Origin of the sequence: Siphonobacter sp. (assembly GCF_048595215.1) — a bacterium.
Classification (GTDB): domain Bacteria; phylum Bacteroidota; class Bacteroidia; order Cytophagales; family Spirosomataceae; genus Siphonobacter.
In genome coordinates this window covers 1-17,881 of sequence record NZ_JBMDWJ010000279.1, presented here as the reverse complement: position 1 = coordinate 17,881, position 17,881 = coordinate 1, and the positions used below count along the sequence as shown (strand labels likewise).

Here is a 17,881-nt window from a genome sequence, read left to right as displayed (position 1 = left end):
CGCATCCGAGAGGCTATATCGCTGATCTTCCGTCAAATCCAGACGAACGTAGAAAAAACTGGCCAAAACATTCAGGGCCACAATTCCAATCACTAAAAGCAGGGGACGCAGGTACTTGGATTTCATAGTGCAAAAATCACGCTTTTTACGGCTTTAGAACTAACGCCCCGCCCGATAAAAAATTTTCTTTCCTTAGATTGTAACCTTTCCCGCACCCTGGCGTATCCTTTCCCGAATTCTGAACCTTAGCCTACTCCATGACCGACGAACAGGCCATGCTAGCTGTCAAAGGAGGAGATCTGGACAAAGCGGCCATTTTGTACGAACGCTACAAAAAGTCGCTACTCAATTTCTTTCTCTATCGGCAACCGTCCCGGGACGTAGCCCGCGACCTTACCCAGCAGGTATTCCTGCGGGTGTTGCGGTATCGGCATACCTTTCGGGAAGAGGCCGTGTTCCGAACCTGGGTGTACGAAGTAGCTCGCAATGTATTTCACGACCACCTGAAAACGGTGCGGCTGCAAACCAATGAAATTCCGGAACTACTCGATACGGAAGAAGAGCCGGAAGACCGCCATCAGCAATTACACCAGGCCCTGGGCCAGCTGCCCGATTCGTACCGGGATGTACTCCTGCTGAGTCGGTTTCAAAACATGAGTTACGAAGAAATTGGGCAGGTACTCGGGCTGTCGGTGGCGAATGTGAAAGTACGGGCCTTTCGGGGCTTACAGAAGTTACGTGAATTGTATTTCCAGTTGAATGAGTAAAGTCAACCAACGCATACGCTCGTGGAAAAAGATACGGTGATTATTGATTATTTGCTGGGACGCCTGCCGGAATCCGAACGGCTGGCCTTTGAGCAACAACTCGACGCCGACCTGCCCCTCAAGCAGGAAGCTGATGGATTACAGAAAATCTGGTACGATGTTCAGCAACAGGAAGTCGAACCGGATCCCGGAATGGATACGTCTTTCTATGCTTTACTGGATCGGGAGAAAGAAAATCAGGCCCTTGAAAAAGCTCGCCAACAACCCCTCAAGGCCTTACCTCGCCGCCGCTCTTACTGGCCCTACGCCGCTGTACTGGCCGCTTTCGGACTCATGTTCTGGCTGGGCCGCCTGACGGTTACGCCTACCGTACGGACGCTTACCGTCGAAAAAAAGGTTATGCAACCCTTGGCGATGCCCCCTTCGGAAGAGGTTGCCCAGGTAGAAACGCCGAAGACCGCGGAGACGAAAGAGACGTCGCTAACGAAAGTACAGCAGGAAGTGGCTACGCTTCGCAAAGAACTGAAGGTTACCCAGGAACTAGTTGTGCTGGGCTTATTACGGAAAGAATCGGCCGCCGAACGGCTGAAGGGCTTACAGTACGCCAGTCATCTACCCGAGTTAAAACCGGAAGTACTACGCAGTCTGGTACGAACCCTTCGGCAGGATGAGAATATCAACGTACGACTCGCCGCCATTGAAACCTTACGGGCGTATGGGCAAAATCCTAAGGTTCGGGAAGCTTTTCTGGCCCGGCTGGAAACCGCTTCCGAAATCCCTGAACAGCTCAGCGTCATGGAAACGCTGGTGGGCTTACGTATGCAGGAAGCTCTGCCCCAACTCAAACACCTGACCGAAGACGAAACGGTCGATCCCCTCATTCGCCAAAAAGCTCAGCAAAGCATTCAACTATTAACCATTTAATGTCATGAAAAAAGGATTTATCGCGGGTTTGATCCTGCTAAGTAGCAGCCTTTTCGCTCAGGAAAAACCGAGCACCCAAACCTACCGTACCACCTTCGCGGGGAAGAAAGTCGTACTCCGGATTGAACATGCCAACGTAACCATTCAGGGAACGGATGGTAACGAAATTATAGTTGAAGCTCAGGGCATTACACCCCCGCCCAAAGAAGCCGAAGGCCTACGACCCGTCGGGGGCGGCGGTACGGATAATACGGGGGTGAACCTCTCGGCTCGTACGGAAGGCGATGTGCTCAATCTCACCACCAGTATCCGGCAGGATGGTATCAGTTATGTCATTCGGTTACCACGCCGTTTGAATGTAAACTCGCAATCGAATAACCGGTATGGCTTCGATGATTCAGAGCTATCCATCAACGGAATCCAGGGCGAAATTGAAGTCCGTACGGCTTCTACCGCGATCAATCTGAAAGACATTTCAGGACCGGTCATTGCCTATTCTTCTATGGGAAAAATCAACGCTCAGTTCAGTAAGGTGAATCAGAGCAAACCCATTTCCTTATCCTCGGGCCACGAGTCCATTGATATTAGTCTTCCCGCCGATACGAAAGCTCAGGTAGCTTTATTGACGTCGATGGGTAATGCTTTTACCGATTTTGAAATCAAGCCGCTACCAGATTCGCTGGTGAAACGACCTAAAACCGTCCGAGCCGTTGCCGGCGTCGGGGTTAAGGGATCGGCCGTTAGTGTTCGTCAACAACTAGCCATCGCCGATAAGGCACGAGAGTTGGCAGCCAAACAAGTAACGATCGCTGACGGGGAGATCATTTCAGAAGCTACCACCATCAATGACGTTGTTGAGTCTGGAAACGCTTATACCTTTTTTCCTTCGGAAAGATCTTCGGGTACCCGAGGGGTCATCAATGCTCCCGGCGTTTCCATTACCGTTCATTCCTCCATGGGAAATATCTATTTGCGGAAACGCAAGTAACCGAATACCGAGCTTCTGAGTGCATCACTCAGAAGCTCACCAATGTTTCCACCTGCTGATGAATCAGGGTTTTGATAAACTCGTCCTGAATTTCGCCTTCCACCCAGTTTTTTTTCAGAAACGGAATCTTCACCCGCAGCCCCAGTACCGTTGCGTTCATAAAGCTCAAAATATCCGTCAGGTGACTCATCCCCAGCGGATTGCCACTTCCCCCGTCCGAAATTCCCACCAGAGCCACCATCTTGCCGCTTAGTTTGCTGGGATAATGAAATCCATCCAGAAACGCTTTCAGTACGCCCGGAAAAGACCCGTTGTATTCAGGGACGATAAAGATCAGCTTACTCGCGTTTTCAACCGAATCCCGAATGGCATTGAAGGCATCGTGCTTACCAAAGTTGCCGTACAGAGCCGAGTAGATAAAGTCAATGGGCAAATCCGCCAGATCCACAATACGGGATTCAGCTCCCGCCTGCTGAATCTGTTGCCGGTAATACTCCGCAATCTGACGACTACGGGAATTTTTCTGATTCGTTGAAGAAACGATGGTGATCATGAGTAATTTGTCTTTTCTTAGGTACCCTTTTGCCAGCGTAGCTAGCTTGCTGCAAGGTAAAAGGTTTCTCAACTTTTGAAGCGGCTGCCGTTTATTTCCATTGCCCGTATGGACCAACCTTCTATCCTCAACCTATTTAAATCGCAGGCCAATTCGGAACGAGCGGCCTTTGTCGCCCGTTACTTCAAAACGGGTCCGGGGCAATACGGTGAAAACGATCTGTTCCTCGGCCTTTCTGTGGGACAAACCCGGGCCATCGCCAAACAGTTTCGTACCCTACCCCAGAAAGACGTTTTGGGTTTAGTACAGAGTCCCTATCACGAACATCGGGCGGCGGCTCTGTTTATCTGGGTTGATCAGTTTAAGAAGGGTGATCCGCTCCAAAGGATGGAAATTTTTGAAAGCTATGTAGCCCATCGGCAGTACGTGAATAACTGGGATCTGGTAGACGTTTCCGCCCGTGACATCGTTGGAGCTTTTCTATATGATCAGGATCGAAGTCTTTTGCACGACTATGCTCAGTCCAATCACCTCTGGAGCGTCCGTATTGCAGTCATTGCCACGCTGTACTTCATTAAAAGGAAAGACTATACCGATACGCTGGCTCTGTGTACCTTACTGCTTTCCCATCCGCACGACCTGATTCACAAAGCCTGCGGCTGGATGCTCCGGGAAGTAGGCGAACAGGATCGGGAAGTTTTAAAAGAATTTCTCGACGAACACACCCGACAGATGCCCCGTACGATGCTTCGCTACGCCATTGAAAAATTACCGGAATCCGAGCGACAGTACTATTTAAAGTTGAAGTAATGCAGGAAGTATTAAGAGCACATTTGGAGCAAATCATTCCGCTGACGGACGAGGAATTCGCTTTCATCGCCTCACACTTTACGCTTAAAAAGTATAAAAAGCATCAGTTTCTCATTCAGGAAGGCATGCCCGTCAAGTACGTCTATTTTGTCGTCTCCGGACTTTTGAAACTGGTACACACCGACGATACGGGCAAACAGCAGATCATCTCCTTTGCCATGGAAGACTGGTGGGAAAGCGATTATCAGGCCTTTTACACGCAGACCGAAGCCACGTTTTCACTGGATTGTATTGAAGATAGTCTCGTGCTTGGTCTTTCGCTGGAAAGCTATCAGACGCTTTGCGAGCGGCTGCCCAAAATGGAGCATTTTTTCCTTCAGAAAGCAAATCGGGGGTACATGGCTTTGCAGCGGCGTCTGTTATCGCTGATGACTAGCCAGGCCAAAGAGCGGTACGAACAGCTTCTCCACCAATACCCGACGCTGGTTCAGCGGGTTCCTAAAACCTTACTGGCTTCTTACCTGGGCGTTTCCCGCGAAACACTGAGTCGACTTTCCTCCCGAGTGTGAGCTACATCACTCGAAAGTTGTGCGGTAACTCACCGTTGGACCGCTCGATTCGCCGGACCTTTGTCCCGTTCATGTAAAGCAGTCAAGCAAATGGAAAAGCGAATCATTAATCCCTGGCAATGGCAGGACGCCCGGAATTACGTACAGGCCGTAGAAGTAAAAAATGTAACCTCCACCCTCTATTGTGCCGGGCAGGCATCCGTATTAGCCGACGGTACGTCGAGTCATGCGGACATGAAAACCCAGTTGCTACAGGCCATCGAAAATCTGGAGCTGGTGATCAGTCAGGCGGGTTATGCCTGCAAAGACATCGTTCGGTTAAACGTCTACACCACTTCTTCGGAAGAGCTTTTCGCTCATTTTGATATTTTTCAGGCATGGATCACCAAGCACGGCATCCAACAGGCCAGTACGTTTTTTGAAGTAAAGACGCTTTTTGAAACGTTATCGGTGGAGCTGGAAGCGACGGCAGTGAAGTAAGCGGTATAATGCAAAAACGCTGGCAGATTTAGGTCCGCCAGCGTTTTTAATGAAGTCCTCTCGTGGAGTAACCCCAAGTTCCTATAAGTACTGATTCACGTTTACGGCGTTCAGATCTTCGAACGCGGCTTTCAGACGCGTAACGAAAGCCTTTTCACCTTCACGCAACCATACGCGGGGATCGTAGTATTTCTTGTTGGGAGAATCTTCGCCCGTAGGGTTACCGATTTGCGATTGCAGGTAGCCTTCTTTCGATTTGTAGAAGCCCAGAACACCATCCCAATACGCCCACTGCATATCCGTATCGATATTCATTTTGATCGCACCGTAGCTGATGGCTTCGCGGATTTCTTCGCGTGAAGAACCGGAACCACCGTGGAACACGAAGTTTACGGGTTTCTCTGCTTCCAGACTGAATTTCTCACGAATGTATTTCTGTGAGTTGTTCAGGATGATGGGTTGCAGTTTTACGTTACCGGGTTTGTATACGCCGTGCACGTTACCGAACGCCGCAGCTACCGTAAAGCGGCTAGAGATGGCGTTGAGTTTTTCGTACGAGTACGCTACTTCTTCGGGCTGGGTATACAGACGGGAAGAATCTACATCGGAGTTATCCACACCGTCTTCTTCACCACCCGTTACGCCTAATTCAATTTCCAGCGTCATGCCCATTTTGGCCATCCGCTCGAGGTATTTCGAAGAAATTTCGATGTTTTCTTCCAGCGATTCTTCCGACAAATCGAGCATGTGGGAAGAGTACAGGGGCTTACCCGTCTGAGCGAAGAATTTCTCTCCAGCTTCCAGTACGCCGTCAATCCAGGGAAGGATTTTCTTGGCACAGTGGTCCGTGTGCAGTACGACGGGCACACCGTAGCGTTCGGCCAGTAAGTGAATATGTTGGGCTCCTGAAATAGCTCCGGCGATAGCGGCTTGTTCGTTATCGTTTTTCAGGCCTTTTCCTGCGTAAAACTGAGATCCGCCGTGGGAAAACTGAATGATGACGGGAGAATTCAGGTCGCGAGCTGTTTCCAGTACTGCGTTTACCGTACTGCTGGAAATAACGTTGACAGCCGGAAGAGCAAATTGGTGTTTCTTAGCGAGTTCGAATAACTCCTGAACGGCATCTCCTGAAAGAACGCCCGGAGCAATTTGAGTTGCATTGGCCATACTAAGCGTTGAAATGTGATGATTATGAACTAATTTTTTTACTCGTATTGAAAGAAGTTCGTCGTTTCTGAAACGGTGTATTCCGTTGAAACCAACCCTACGAGGTTCGTTGTACGAGAACTTCAAGTTGATGAAGAAGAAGCTTACTACCAACCTTATTCTGATCTGAGCAGAAGGCGGCTGGCCATCAGCGGCTACAAACTTAGGCATTTTTCCTTCATCCGTCGTACTTCCATTTAAATAAGGTATAGAATCACTTTTTCGTTTCCAATCGGGGCCTGAAAAATCCAAAAAATCATAAAAAACGCATTAAAGCCGCCTCGAAAAGTACAAAAACTGACCAATAGCTAGTTTGCAAACCTAGGAATGGCCTATCTTTGATGTCCCAAATCAAGCTTTAGGTTTAGTGCCCGTCTGCTAGGGCGGCCTAAGCACTAAACTTCAAAAACTCTAACACATGTCTTGGTTCACCCGGAAAGACAAGGGTATTCAAACCCCCACTGAAGCCAAGCGGGAAGCTCCCGACGGGCTTTGGTACAAGTGCCCTCAGTGCGGGAATATCATGCATACCCGCGAGCACAAGCTGCAGGCCTATACCTGCTCGAAATGCAATTACCACGAGAAAATCGGTTCGCAGGAATATTTTGAACTGCTCTTCGACGATACCCTTTATACCGAACTCGATCCGACGATGACGTCGGACGATCCGCTCCACTTCAAAGATACCAAAGCTTATCCCGACCGGATCAAGGCTACCGAACGCAAAACGGGGCTGAAAGATGCGGTTCGTACGGGTTATGGCCAAGTACAGGGCATTGATATGGTAGTGGCGTGTATGGACTTTAACTTCATCGGTGGTTCGATGGGTTCGGTCGTAGGCGAAAAAATCGCCCGGGCGATGGATTACTCCCTGAAAAACCGGATTCCCCTCCTCATGATCTCCAAATCGGGAGGTGCCCGGATGATGGAGGCGGGTTTCTCGCTCATGCAAATGGCGAAAACGTCGGCGAAAATTGCTCTGCTCGATCAGGCCAAAATTCCGTACATCTCGCTTCTGACCGACCCTACGACGGGTGGTGTTACGGCTTCCTTTGCGATGTTGGGTGATTTTAACATTTCCGAACCCGGAGCCCTGATCGGCTTTGCGGGGCCCCGTGTCATTCGCGAAACCATCGGTAAAGATCTGCCCAAAGGCTTCCAAAGTGCTGAATTTGTACAGGAACACGGCTTCCTCGATTTCATCGTGGATCGTAAGGATTTGAAAGATCGTCTGGCGAAATTGCTGGAAATCATTTGGGTCAAGCCTGCGTAATACCCTATTTCAGTATAAAAAGCCTGGGTCCCGCGACTCAGGCTTTTTTCGTGTCCGTTCGGATCGTTTGTTCTTAGTATCTTTATCGCAACCATTTTAACTTCTTCACTGTATGCGTGGTCGCTTGTCGCTGGCTTTTCTCTGGCTCTGTACCCTATTCTTTGTCGGCTGTAAATCTTCGGAAAAAGCATCGGAGGGTTCTTCGGTAGCGATCTCCTGGAAATTGATTTCCAACTTCACCGATACTCCGTCTGGTTTTAAAGCCCGTTTTGTCTTCAAAAACAATGGTAGTGAAACGCTGGGTAATAAGGGCTGGACGCTGTATTTCAACATGTCCCCCCGCCCGATTCTGGCTTCCAAAACACCGGCTCCGGCTACCGTCGAGCATATCAATGGCGACTGGTACAAGCTGACGCCCAACGAGAGTTTTGAGCTGAAACCCGGTGCCAGCCTGGAAATTCCCTACGAAGCTTCGGTCGCCATCATCAAGGAAACGGATGCCCCGATGGGTCTGTACTTTGTGCATACGGATGGGAAAGAAGAGAAAATAGAAGAAGTAGCCGACTATACGGTTGAACCGTTCACGGAAAAAGAGCAAATCCTACGCGGCCCGAATGATCAAGTTCCTTTGCCTACCGCGGCCTACCAGTATCAGCAAAATGCGGCCCTGAGTCTGGTTTCGCCCGAACAACTGCCGGTCCTGATTCCTTCTCCGGTGAAGGTGACGAAAACGGCGGGTTCCGTTAGCCTGACGAAGGAATGGCCCATTTATTACGCGAAAGGGCTAGCCAATGAAGCTACGTTTCTGGCCCAACGCCTCCAGGTACTGACGGGTACCTCATTTACTACGAAAGAAGGAACGAGTACAGAGCAACGCATTCAACTGAGTACGGGCTCGGTAGCCGTAAATGGGGTTACCAGCGAAGCGTATCAATTGAACGTAGCAGCCAACGGTATCCAGATCGTGGGCAGTGATGCCGCCGGGGTTTTCTACGGCGTAGAAAGTTTGCTGGCTTTGGCTCCGATTGCTGCCTACCAGAAAGCGACCGCTCCTCTGGCCCTGCCGCAGGTACAGATTGAAGACGCTCCCCGTTTCAAATTCCGGAGTATGCACTTCGACGTTTGCCGAAATTTCCAGACGAAAGAAACGGTCAAACGCATGCTGGATTTACTGGCTTTCTACAAAATTAATCACCTGCTGTTTTACCTGACGGAAGACGAAGCCTGGCGGCTGGAAATTAAGAGTCTTCCCGAATTGACCGAAGTAGGTTCGCATCGCCAACATACGGCGGGTATGCAAACGGCAGCTCTGCACCCCGCGTACGGCTCCGGTCCCCATTCCGATGCCAAGGGCAAATACGGCAGTGGATACTACACCCGTCAGGACTTCATTGACATCCTGAAATACGCACAGCAACGACACATCCAGATTATCCCGGAAATCGGCTTTCCCGGTCACTCGCGGGCGGCTATCAAATCCATGGAGGCTCGGTACGAACGCTTCATGAAAGAAGGCAAAACGAAAGAAGCCGAAGAATTCCGACTGATTGACCCCGAGGATCAATCGGTTTATAGTTCGGCTCAAGCCTTCAAAGACAACGTGATCTGCGTCGCCCGCGAATCAGCGTATCGTTTCTTTGAAACGGTGATTGCTGACGTAGCGAAGATGTACGACGAAGCGGGATTGAAACTGACTGTACTTCACGTCGGTGGGGATGAGGTACCGCAGGGCGTCTGGACGAAATCGCCAATGGTGGATGAGTTGCTCAAGAAACATCCCGAAATCAAGGGACCCCGCTACCTGCAGAGCTACTTCTTCGGGCAAATGCTCAATCGCCTGAAAAAATATAATCTGGAAATTCATGGTTGGGAGGAAGTAGCCCTGAACGTAGATGCTTCGGGTCAGTATGTAGCCAATCCGGATTTTGTGGGTAAAGGCGTCGTTCCGTACATCTGGAATAACGTATTCGATGTGGATCTGGGATATCGCATGGCCAATGCAGGTTATCCCGTGGTGCTGTGTAACGTGACGAATCTGTACATGGATCTGGCTTACAACAATGACCCGAAAGAACCCGGTTTGTACTGGGGCGGCTTTGTCGGTCCAAAAAACGCCTGGACCTTTGCTCCCTATGATTTCGCCAAGACTACCTATACCAATTCGCTGGGTAAACCACTGGATTTTACGGGTAAGCAGAAGCTCAAAAATCGTCAGAATATTCTGGGACTGGAAGCTCAATTGTGGAGTGAAACCGTCAAAGGTCGTGACATGATGGAATATTACGTGCTACCGAAACTGATCGGTTTTGCGGAAAGTGCCTGGGCGGCCGAGCGTCCTTGGGAAATGATCGAAAACCGGGATCAACGCGAGAAGTCCATGCAAACGGGTTGGAATGTGTTTGCCAACACGCTGGCCCAACGCGAATTACCCCGCTTGAGCTACTGGAACAATGGCTATAACTACCGCATCCCAACGCCCGGAGCCGTTCTGGAAAACGGTACGCTCCAAGCCAATGCCGAATATCCCGGCCTCCAGATCCGCTACACAACGGATGGCTCCGAACCCGGACCCCAGTCTACGCTGTACCAATCGCCCGTGCCCGTACAGGGCACGGTGAAACTGAAATGCTTCGATTCGGCGGGTAAATCTAGCCGTATGGTTACCGTGGGTAAGTAAGCATAGCTGTAAACAAAAAAGGCAGTCAGGGTCTACGCTCTGACTGCCTTTTCATTTATTCGACCACGATTCGTCTGGTTACGACCGCCTTTGCCTGTGTGGCTCGTAATAGATACAGTCCTTTGCGTAAGCCTTGCTGTAATTGAAGATCATCCTGATTGCCATCTGCACGGGTGACTCTCATTGGAATTGGCTCGCCCTGATGGGTGTATAATTCATAAGATACATCACGAGCGGTCGTTCGTATCGTAAACTGCTGAGCGTTCAACAAAGGATTTCCCAGAATTTGAATGTCTAACTCGGCAGACTCGGGCCGCTCAACCGATACGGTACGACATACGTATTCGGTGCCATCTTCGTCAATCTGACGTAAGCGGTAATAACTTTTTCCCGGAAGGGGGTTTTCATCCACGCCCCGATACTCTTTCCGTTCGTTAGTAGTGCCCGAAGCCTTGTATGTTTCGAGTACCTCGTATTGTTCCGCATCTGTACTCCGCTCTACTACAAACGAACGAGCGTTTTTTTCGGAAGCAGTAGCCCAATTTAAGCGTACTTGACTAGCGGAAGCTACAGCCTTGAAGTACAGCAGTTCAACGGGCATGGGTCCCTGGCTACCCAGAATTTTCAGGTTGTCTACGGTAAGGGTACCATTACTGTTGTTCCAGAGGAATTTGAAGTCAGTAGGCGAAACACCGGTACTAAGTTCACTGGCTTCATCAAATTCCAGCGAATTATCGACCCAAATGTCCATTTTATTGGCCGCTAGCGTCCCCGTCCGACCATCCTCATCCGTATAGGTGGTAGGATTCCCCGAAACGTTGAGTACCCAAGTGATAGTTTTGGTACCGGTATACGGTCCTTTCGTTACGGAACCGCCGTCCTGTAAATGCAAATTAAAGGAGTTACCTGCCGTAGGGAAATGAAAGCCTAAACGGGCAAAAACGCTGGCATTCGTTGGAAGACTTCCGTTATCATTCAAATTACCGAAGTACAGATAGTTGTACGGATTCACCGCTGCAGAGGGTTCCGTAATATCCACCGAAACCGTAAACTGTACGTAAAGAATGGTTGGATTGGCCGAAAAGAGATCATCGGTCTTAGCAAACCGAACCTGGCCGCCGGAAGCTTTAGTAAGCGTTAAAGCTTCGTTGTTAATACCAGTAGTCGAAGGCGTATTCCCTAGTATTTCGGTAAACTTGTTCGTACCGCCGCCTTTGTAATCTGCTACATTGGACGAGCTACTAAAATTTTGCTCGAAGTAAGTAGTGGTTTGTGCATACCCTGATGATACGCACAAACCCATCAGTAATCCATAGAGAAGTTTCATGATTGAGTTAGGGGTTATTAGTACCCTAAGCTACACACTCGATCACAAAACTTAACAATACTCAATTATTTACTTATTTAAAGGCATAAATACCTAATTTTTCAATAGTTTAGCTTCATTCCAGAAGACATCCATTTCAGCCAGCGTCATGTCTTTCAAGCTTTTCCCTAACTCTTTGGCTTTCGTTTCAATGTATTGGAAGCGAGTAATGAATTTCTTATTGGTACGTTCCAGAGCCGTTTCGGGATTGATGTCCACAAAGCGAGCGTAATTAACCAGCGAGAATAATACGTCACCAAACTCACTTTCGGCCCGTTCCGTATTATGCACGGCTCCAGCTTTGAACTCTGCCCGGAATTCGTCAATTTCTTCGCGTACTTTGTCCCACACCTGCTCGCGGTCTTCCCAGTCAAAACCCGCTCCACGGGCCTTTTCCTGAATCCGCATGGATTTTACCAGAGCCGGTAGTGAACCAGGTACACCCCCCAACACCGACTTGTTTCCTTCTTTGATTTTTAGCTGTTCCCAGTTCTGCTTGACCTGTTCTTCAGTATCCGCCTGAGCATCGCTGTAGATGTGCGGATGCCGATCCACCAGTTTTTTGCACAGGCTGTCCATCACATCTGTAATGTCGAAATCGCCCGTTTCGGAAGCGATGCGAGCGTAAAAAACCAGATGCAAGAGTACATCTCCCAGCTCTTTTTTGATTTCATTGAGATCCTTTTCCAGAATTGCATCCGAAAGCTCATAGGTCTCTTCAATCGTCAAATGCCGTAGCGAATCCATGGTTTGCTTGCGATCCCAGGGGCAATTTTCCCGAAGCTCATCCATGATCGTCAGCACCCGATCAAAGGCCATCAATTGTTGTTTTCGCCGACTGGGCAACTCCTCAAATACCCGAGGCTGCTGGGAAGGGTGAAGTTCTTTTTGCATAAGAATACCGTTAAATCTAAAAGCAGTTAGGGTTTTGAGTGTAGTGTTTTGGAAGGAACCCCAGTCAAAACGCCAAACTCAAAACCCTAACCCTACTACTCATGTATTCATTTATTCCGCTAAAAACGGATAGCGATAATCCGTTGCGGGTACAAATCCTTCTTTAATCGTACGAGCCGATACCCAACGCAACAGGTTTTGCATCGAACCCGCCTTGTCGTTCGTTCCGGAACCCCGAGCACCGCCGAAAGGCTGTTGACCCACTACGGCTCCCGTACACTTGTCATTTACGTAGAAATTACCGGCAGCGTTTACTAGCTTACGGCTCGCCAGGTCAATGGCGTAGCGGTCCTGTGAGAAGATCGCACCCGTCAGAGCGTACGGCGAGGTACGGTCAATCAGGCTCAGCGTTTCTTCAAACTGCGTAGGTTCGTACAGATAGATCGTCAATACGGGACCGAAGATTTCCTGCTCCATCGTTTCCGAATGCGGATCCGTCGTCAGGATCAATGTCGGATCGATAAACCAGCCTTTGGATGAATCATAGGTACCACCCCAGATAATCTCGTTGGCCGAGTTTTGGCGGGCCCGCTCAATGAAGCCCGTAATTTTCTGGAAAGCCCGCTCATCGATGACGGCATTCACGAAATTCGAGAAATCTTCCGTTGGCCCTACTTTCATCGTTTCCAGCATGGCTTTCATTTCTGACCATACGGATTCCCACAGCGTTGTCGGAATGTAAGCCCGGGAAGCGGCCGAACATTTCTGGCCCTGGAATTCGAAAGCGGCCCGCAACAGGTTGGCCGCGTATGCTTTCACATCGGCGGATTCGTGGGCCAGCATGAAGTCCTTCCCACCCGTTTCACCCACGATACGCGGGTAATACCGGTAGTTATCCATGTGGCTACCAATATTTTTCCAGATCGTTTTGAAAACCGCGGTACTACCCGTAAAGTGAATACCCGCGAACTCAGAATGACTGAAGACCAGATCACCAATCATCGGACCATCACCCTGAATGAGGTTGATCACGCCGTCGGGCAAACCGGCTTCTTTAAGAATTTGCATCAACACATAGGCCGAATACATCTGCGTAGGAGCTGGTTTCCAGACTACAACGTTACCCATCATGGCCGCTGAAGCCGGTAAATTTCCGGAAATAGCGGTAAAATTGAAAGGCGTCAATGCGAACACGAAGCCTTCCAGCGGACGGTACTCCACCTGATTCCAGATCGTAGGATCCGGAGAGATGGGTTGATTTCGGTAAATTTCTGTCGCAAAAGCCACATTAAACCGTAGAAAATCTACCCACTCACACGCGGCATCGATTTCGGCCTGAAAGGCGTTCTTCGACTGACCCAGCATGGTAGAGGCATTCAGCAGATACCGGTACTTGGTAGCAGACAATTCAGCAGCTTTCAAAAAGATCGCCAGCCGCTGTTCCCAGGGTAATACGGCCCAGGCGTGACGGGCCTGTAAGGCTACTTCAATCGCTTCGGTCACGTGTTCCGGACCACCTTCGTAGAAATAGCCCAGTACGTGCTGATGATCGTGCGGCGGCGTAATGGCTACTTTTTTATTCGTACGAATTTGCTGATTTCCAATGTATAAAGGGACCTCAATCTCTTTCGAACGTAGCTCAGCCAGGGTAGCTTTCAGTTTTTCGCGTTCAGCTGTGCCGGGCGCATATCCGTAAATGGGTTCGTTTTTCGGGATTGGGACGTTATAAATTCCGTTGGACATACTACTATGATGAAGTTTGATTTAAGCAAGCGTAGAACTAGCGAATGAATGAACTTGAAATCCGGTGTAATTAACACGAAGACCGTTCAAATAATTCAAATAGATTTACGAAGGTACGGCTTTTCAAGAAATCCCTTTCAGAAGAATTTTTACTAAATTATAAAATTTCAAGCTTGATAGTCAGCGTACTAAGACCCTAGGAAACGGGTTTCACGTATGCAGGCACAGTTTTCTATGGACTTGTACCCTATTATTCAGCCATTTTGTCAGCAGAATTGAGGTGGCAGGCTTTTGTATTCATAATAATATTTTAGCTTTAGCCCGAAAAACTTATCACAGCCATGACAGCCGACGAATTTATCGCCGTCCGGCAATATACAGAGTCCGAAAAGTACGCCATCTTCGACCGGGAGCTCATGCCGCATATCCAGTCGATGTATAACTTTGCTTTTCGTTTGACTCAAGACGAGGACGATGCCAACGATCTGGTTCAGGACACCTATCTGAAGGCGTTCCGGTTCATCAATTCTTTCGAGAAGGGGACCAACGCCAAAGCCTGGCTGTTTCGGATCTTAAAGAATAGTTTCATCAATGACTACCGCCGTAAGTCGAAGGAACCGAATAAAGTAGACTACCAGGAGGTAGAAACTTACTACGATTCGGAAGAGATGGCGGGTACTAGTCAAACCACCGATTTACGGGCCGAAACGGTTCAGGAATTGCTGGGTGATGAAGTAACGAATGCCTTGAATGCCTTGCCCATCGATTTTCGTACGGTACTGATCCTCTGTGACGTGGAAGGATTTACGTACGAAGAAATGGCTAAAATTCTCGATATCCCCATCGGTACGGTCCGTTCACGGCTGCACCGGGCTCGTATGTTATTGAAGGAAAAGCTCAAAACATATGCGACCCACATGGGTTATGATACGAGTGAGCGTTCGGAAGACGAAGAATCCTTGTAAGACGGAAACTTTTTGGCGGAGAAATCTGCTATAGCATGGACTGCCTCTAGCAGTCCTATTTTTCTGTCTGCCAAAAGATTAATCGTTCGTCTTACTTTCTTCCAGCGTAACGTACCTTAAAATTTATTTTCGAAAGAATTATCTGTAACTCAGGAACCAAAAGAACCAGGTATTGATTTTGGCCTCAGTTTTCCACGTTTAGAGAGGTGCATTGAGCCCCGCTAATTATCTTATTTTATCATGACTCCCATGACACCCGAATCCAGTTCATCTGCCGAAGCAGAGAAGGTGGTTAAGAAAGAGCACTGTGAGAACCATGCCAATTGCATGAAACTCATTCAGATGGCTTTGGACGGCGAAGCCAGTCCCGAGGAACTCGAACACGTTCGCCAGAATTTGGGCAATTGTCTACCCTGTAACCGCGGTTACAACTTAGAAAAAGCAATTAAGCAAGCCTTACAATTACGCGTTGAGCAAAAAGCAGTACCGCAAAGTCTGGTTGATTGCATCAAAAGTAAGATCCACGAACTTTAAAAAGACACCTATAGCCTTAAGACTATCCTTCTCATTGCTAAGAAGTTACGTTTTTTATATCCAATATTGATCCGTCTGATTTATTTTTGAGGCTATATCATGACCTCGGGGTACGCTCCGGGGTTATTCATTAACAGACCTTAACTATTCCATTGGTTTGAACGGTAAAGCCATTATTTTCTGTGCACCTTCCGGTTCCGGAAAAACGACACTCGTTAAACATTTGCTGGCCTCCCAGCCCGATCAGTTCGGTTTCTCTATCTCTGCCTGCACGCGGGACAAACGCGGCCGAGCCGAAGAACACGGGAAAGATTACTACTTCCTGAGTATCGATGAGTTTAAACAAAAAATTGACGAAGACGCCTTTGCTGAATGGGAAGAAGTATATCCCGGTGGCTACTACGGCACGCTCAAATCAGAAGTCGAGCGGGTTTGGGCTTCGGGCAAACACATTTTATTTGACGTGGATGTACGCGGGGGTCTTAAGCTGAAGCAATACTTTGGCGACCGGGCTCTGGCCATTTTTGTGAAAGTTCCTTCCATGGAAGTACTCGAGCAACGCTTACGTTCACGGGGTACCGAAACCGAAGACAGCATCTCCAAACGTCTCTATAAAGTACGCTTCGAAATGTCCTTCCAGGATCAGTTTGATGTCATTCTGGTTAATGATGATCTGGAAACGTCGACGAAGGAAACGGAACGGCTTGTTTCGGAGTTTATTGGAAAATAGTTATTCGTTGATGGTTATTCGTTGTTTGACGGAACTCGAAACAACTAACTATAAACCAACAACCAACCACTAAGATCATGCGAATTGCGTTGGAACATATGCCGGATCATGCCCGCCTTTGGGTGTATCAGGCCGATCGCAGCCTTTCGACGGCTGAGCAGGAAGCCATCCAGCAGCAGTTGGAAGCTTCGTTTGAAGAATGGGCCGCCCACGGCCAACCGCTGACGAATGCGGTACAAATCGTCGAAGGACGCTTTGTACTACTAGCCGTTGACGAGAAAGCCTACGCGGCCAGTGGCTGTTCCATTGATGCTTCGACCCGAATCATTAGCCAGATCGGTCAACAGGCGGGTATCAACTTCTTTGACCGCTCGATTGTGTTCCGTAGCCATCAGGGTATTGATTCCATAGACGGACTCAAGGGTAAATCAGCCGTGAAAGCGGGTACCATTCAACCGAATACAATCTTATTTAACAATCAGGTAAAAACGGTCGGCGAGTTCCGTACTCAATGGGAAGTACCCGCGGCAGAAAGCTGGATGAAACGGTTTTTTAATTTGGTTGTGAGTTAATCGTTTTTTGTAGACAGTACAAAAAAGGCCCGAACGTTACAGAACGTTCGGGCCTTTTTCGATGGGTAGAAACCGAGTTGATTGACCAGGTAGTATAATGGATTAAAAGATCAGCCGTCTCAGCGGGACGAAAACGGATCTACTATCGCCTAAAACAATCATCCCATAACCCCTACTTCTTATAATGCTCCCGAGGCAGCTCCCGCAGCCGCTGAGCACTTTGCTCGGGCGTGATGTCGCGTTGGGGATTGGCCAGCATTTCGTAGCCTACCATGAATTTTTTCACCGTTGCGGAACGCAGCAGCGGGGGCAGAAACACAAAGTGCCAGTGCCATTCTTCGTGTACGTCGCCGTCGGTTGGGGCTTGGTGAATACCCGCCGAGTACGGAAACGATACTTCAAAAAGATTATCGTAGATGATCGTCAGCTCGCGGTAGGCTTCCGCCAGCCCATCGCGTTCGGCACTGGTCATTTCCAGAATAGATGCCATGGGTCGTTTCGGAATAATCATCGCCTCGTACGGCCATACGGCCCAAAACGGGATCAGGGCTACAAAATGCTCGTGTTCGAACAGAATTCGTTCGTTCTTTTCCAGTTCTTTCGTCAGGTAATCGCTCAACAGCGTTCGGCCGTGACGGTCGTAATATTTTTTCTGGGCGATCTGTTTTTTATACGGCTCATCGGGAATGCTATACTGAGCCCAGATCTGCCCGTGCGGGTGCGGATTGGAGCAACCCATGACGAAGCCCTTGTTTTCAAAAATCTGTACGTGATTGATTTTCGGGTCCGTACCCAGTCCTTCGTACTCCTGACACCACGCATCCACTACG

Annotated in this window: 18 protein-coding genes; 12 read left to right on the top strand and 6 right to left on the bottom strand. The window is 48.9% G+C overall.

Translation table 11 applies throughout. The features are described from left to right. Nucleotides 1-257: 257 nt before the first annotated feature. From ACOJTG_RS17550 to ACOJTG_RS17540, 3 genes are read left to right on the top strand one after another with little or no spacing between them, the layout of a single operon-like run. A complete protein-coding gene (locus tag ACOJTG_RS17550) occupies nt 258-767 on the top strand; it encodes an RNA polymerase sigma factor (RefSeq protein ID WP_094811711.1) in 510 nt (169 codons plus the stop codon). Between the two features lie 21 nt (nt 768-788). Next, complete coding sequence (locus tag ACOJTG_RS17545) at nt 789-1,691, top strand: HEAT repeat domain-containing protein (RefSeq protein WP_420155009.1); 903 nt, start codon at nt 789-791, stop codon at nt 1,689-1,691. Nucleotides 1,692-1,695: 4 nt separating this feature from the next. Further along, nucleotides 1,696-2,679 carry a hypothetical protein gene (locus ACOJTG_RS17540; protein ID WP_420155008.1) on the top strand — a complete coding sequence of 328 codons (984 nt, stop codon included), beginning with the start codon at nt 1,696-1,698 and terminating at the stop codon, nt 2,677-2,679. 28 nt (nt 2,680-2,707) lie between these two features. Here the strand turns inward: ACOJTG_RS17540 and ACOJTG_RS17535 are convergent, their stop codons facing one another. Continuing rightward, nucleotides 2,708-3,232 carry an NADPH-dependent FMN reductase gene (locus ACOJTG_RS17535; RefSeq protein WP_420155007.1) on the bottom strand — a complete coding sequence of 175 codons (525 nt, stop codon included), beginning with the start codon at nt 3,230-3,232 and terminating at the stop codon, nt 2,708-2,710. A 108-nt stretch (nt 3,233-3,340) separates the two neighbouring features. Between ACOJTG_RS17535 and ACOJTG_RS17530 the strand changes: the two genes are divergently transcribed. From ACOJTG_RS17530 to ACOJTG_RS17520, 3 genes are all read left to right on the top strand, one after another. After that, a complete protein-coding gene (locus ACOJTG_RS17530; protein ID WP_420155006.1) occupies nt 3,341-4,042 on the top strand; it encodes a DNA alkylation repair protein in 702 nt (233 codons plus the stop codon). Continuing rightward, complete coding sequence (locus ACOJTG_RS17525) at nt 4,042-4,611, top strand: Crp/Fnr family transcriptional regulator (RefSeq protein WP_420155005.1); 570 nt, start codon at nt 4,042-4,044, stop codon at nt 4,609-4,611. The genes ACOJTG_RS17530 and ACOJTG_RS17525 overlap by 1 nt, the downstream gene beginning before the upstream one ends. Before the next feature lie 90 nt (nt 4,612-4,701). Next, nucleotides 4,702-5,091, top strand: coding sequence for a RidA family protein (locus ACOJTG_RS17520; RefSeq protein WP_420155004.1), 390 nt, complete (start codon nt 4,702-4,704; stop codon nt 5,089-5,091). 81 nt (nt 5,092-5,172) lie between these two features. On the opposite strand, the gene fbaA is transcribed toward ACOJTG_RS17520, so the two are convergent. Next, nucleotides 5,173-6,258: a class II fructose-bisphosphate aldolase gene (gene fbaA / locus ACOJTG_RS17515; RefSeq protein ID WP_104714684.1), complete on the bottom strand. Its 1,086-nt coding sequence runs from the start codon at nt 6,256-6,258 to the stop codon at nt 5,173-5,175. 457 nt (nt 6,259-6,715) lie between these two features. On the opposite strand from fbaA, the gene accD reads away from it, so the two are divergent. Together accD and ACOJTG_RS17505 are read left to right on the top strand one after the other, a co-directional pair. Further along, on the top strand, nt 6,716-7,570 hold the full coding sequence (gene accD, locus ACOJTG_RS17510; RefSeq protein ID WP_420155003.1) for an acetyl-CoA carboxylase, carboxyltransferase subunit beta: 855 nt from the start codon (nt 6,716-6,718) through the stop codon (nt 7,568-7,570). A gap of 112 nt (nt 7,571-7,682) precedes the next feature. Further along, entirely contained in the window at nt 7,683-10,247 is a 2,565-nt protein-coding gene (locus ACOJTG_RS17505) for a family 20 glycosylhydrolase (RefSeq protein WP_420155002.1), read from the top strand. A gap of 55 nt (nt 10,248-10,302) precedes the next feature. On the opposite strand, the gene ACOJTG_RS17500 is transcribed toward ACOJTG_RS17505, so the two are convergent. The 3 genes from ACOJTG_RS17500 to pruA form a co-directional block, all read right to left on the bottom strand. Continuing rightward, complete coding sequence (locus ACOJTG_RS17500) at nt 10,303-11,574, bottom strand: hypothetical protein (RefSeq protein WP_420155001.1); 1,272 nt, start codon at nt 11,572-11,574, stop codon at nt 10,303-10,305. Nucleotides 11,575-11,667: 93 nt separating this feature from the next. Further along, on the bottom strand, nt 11,668-12,507 hold the full coding sequence (mazG, locus tag ACOJTG_RS17495) for a nucleoside triphosphate pyrophosphohydrolase (protein WP_420155000.1): 840 nt from the start codon (nt 12,505-12,507) through the stop codon (nt 11,668-11,670). 111 nt (nt 12,508-12,618) lie between these two features. Then, a complete protein-coding gene (gene pruA / locus ACOJTG_RS17490; RefSeq protein ID WP_420154999.1) occupies nt 12,619-14,250 on the bottom strand; it encodes an L-glutamate gamma-semialdehyde dehydrogenase in 1,632 nt (543 codons plus the stop codon). 341 nt (nt 14,251-14,591) lie between these two features. Here pruA and ACOJTG_RS17485 point away from each other — a divergent pair, with 341 nt between their 5' ends. The 4 genes from ACOJTG_RS17485 to ACOJTG_RS17470 all read left to right on the top strand — a co-directional run bounded on the left by ACOJTG_RS17485 (nt 14,592) and on the right by ACOJTG_RS17470 (nt 17,051). Continuing rightward, on the top strand, nt 14,592-15,215 hold the full coding sequence (locus ACOJTG_RS17485) for a sigma-70 family RNA polymerase sigma factor (RefSeq protein WP_094811735.1): 624 nt from the start codon (nt 14,592-14,594) through the stop codon (nt 15,213-15,215). Between the two features lie 327 nt (nt 15,216-15,542). Then, nucleotides 15,543-15,749, top strand: a complete 207-nt coding sequence (locus tag ACOJTG_RS17480; RefSeq protein ID WP_094811737.1) for a hypothetical protein — start codon at nt 15,543-15,545, stop codon at nt 15,747-15,749. Nucleotides 15,750-15,906: 157 nt separating this feature from the next. Next, nucleotides 15,907-16,479, top strand: coding sequence for a guanylate kinase (gene gmk, locus ACOJTG_RS17475; protein ID WP_420154998.1), 573 nt, complete (start codon nt 15,907-15,909; stop codon nt 16,477-16,479). 77 nt (nt 16,480-16,556) lie between these two features. Next, nucleotides 16,557-17,051: a hypothetical protein gene (locus tag ACOJTG_RS17470; RefSeq protein ID WP_420154997.1), complete on the top strand. Its 495-nt coding sequence runs from the start codon at nt 16,557-16,559 to the stop codon at nt 17,049-17,051. A gap of 172 nt (nt 17,052-17,223) precedes the next feature. Here ACOJTG_RS17470 and galT read toward each other — a convergent pair. Continuing rightward, nucleotides 17,224-17,881 (bottom strand): galactose-1-phosphate uridylyltransferase (galT, locus tag ACOJTG_RS17465; protein WP_420154996.1); only part of this gene is annotated, 658 nt, incomplete at its 5' end.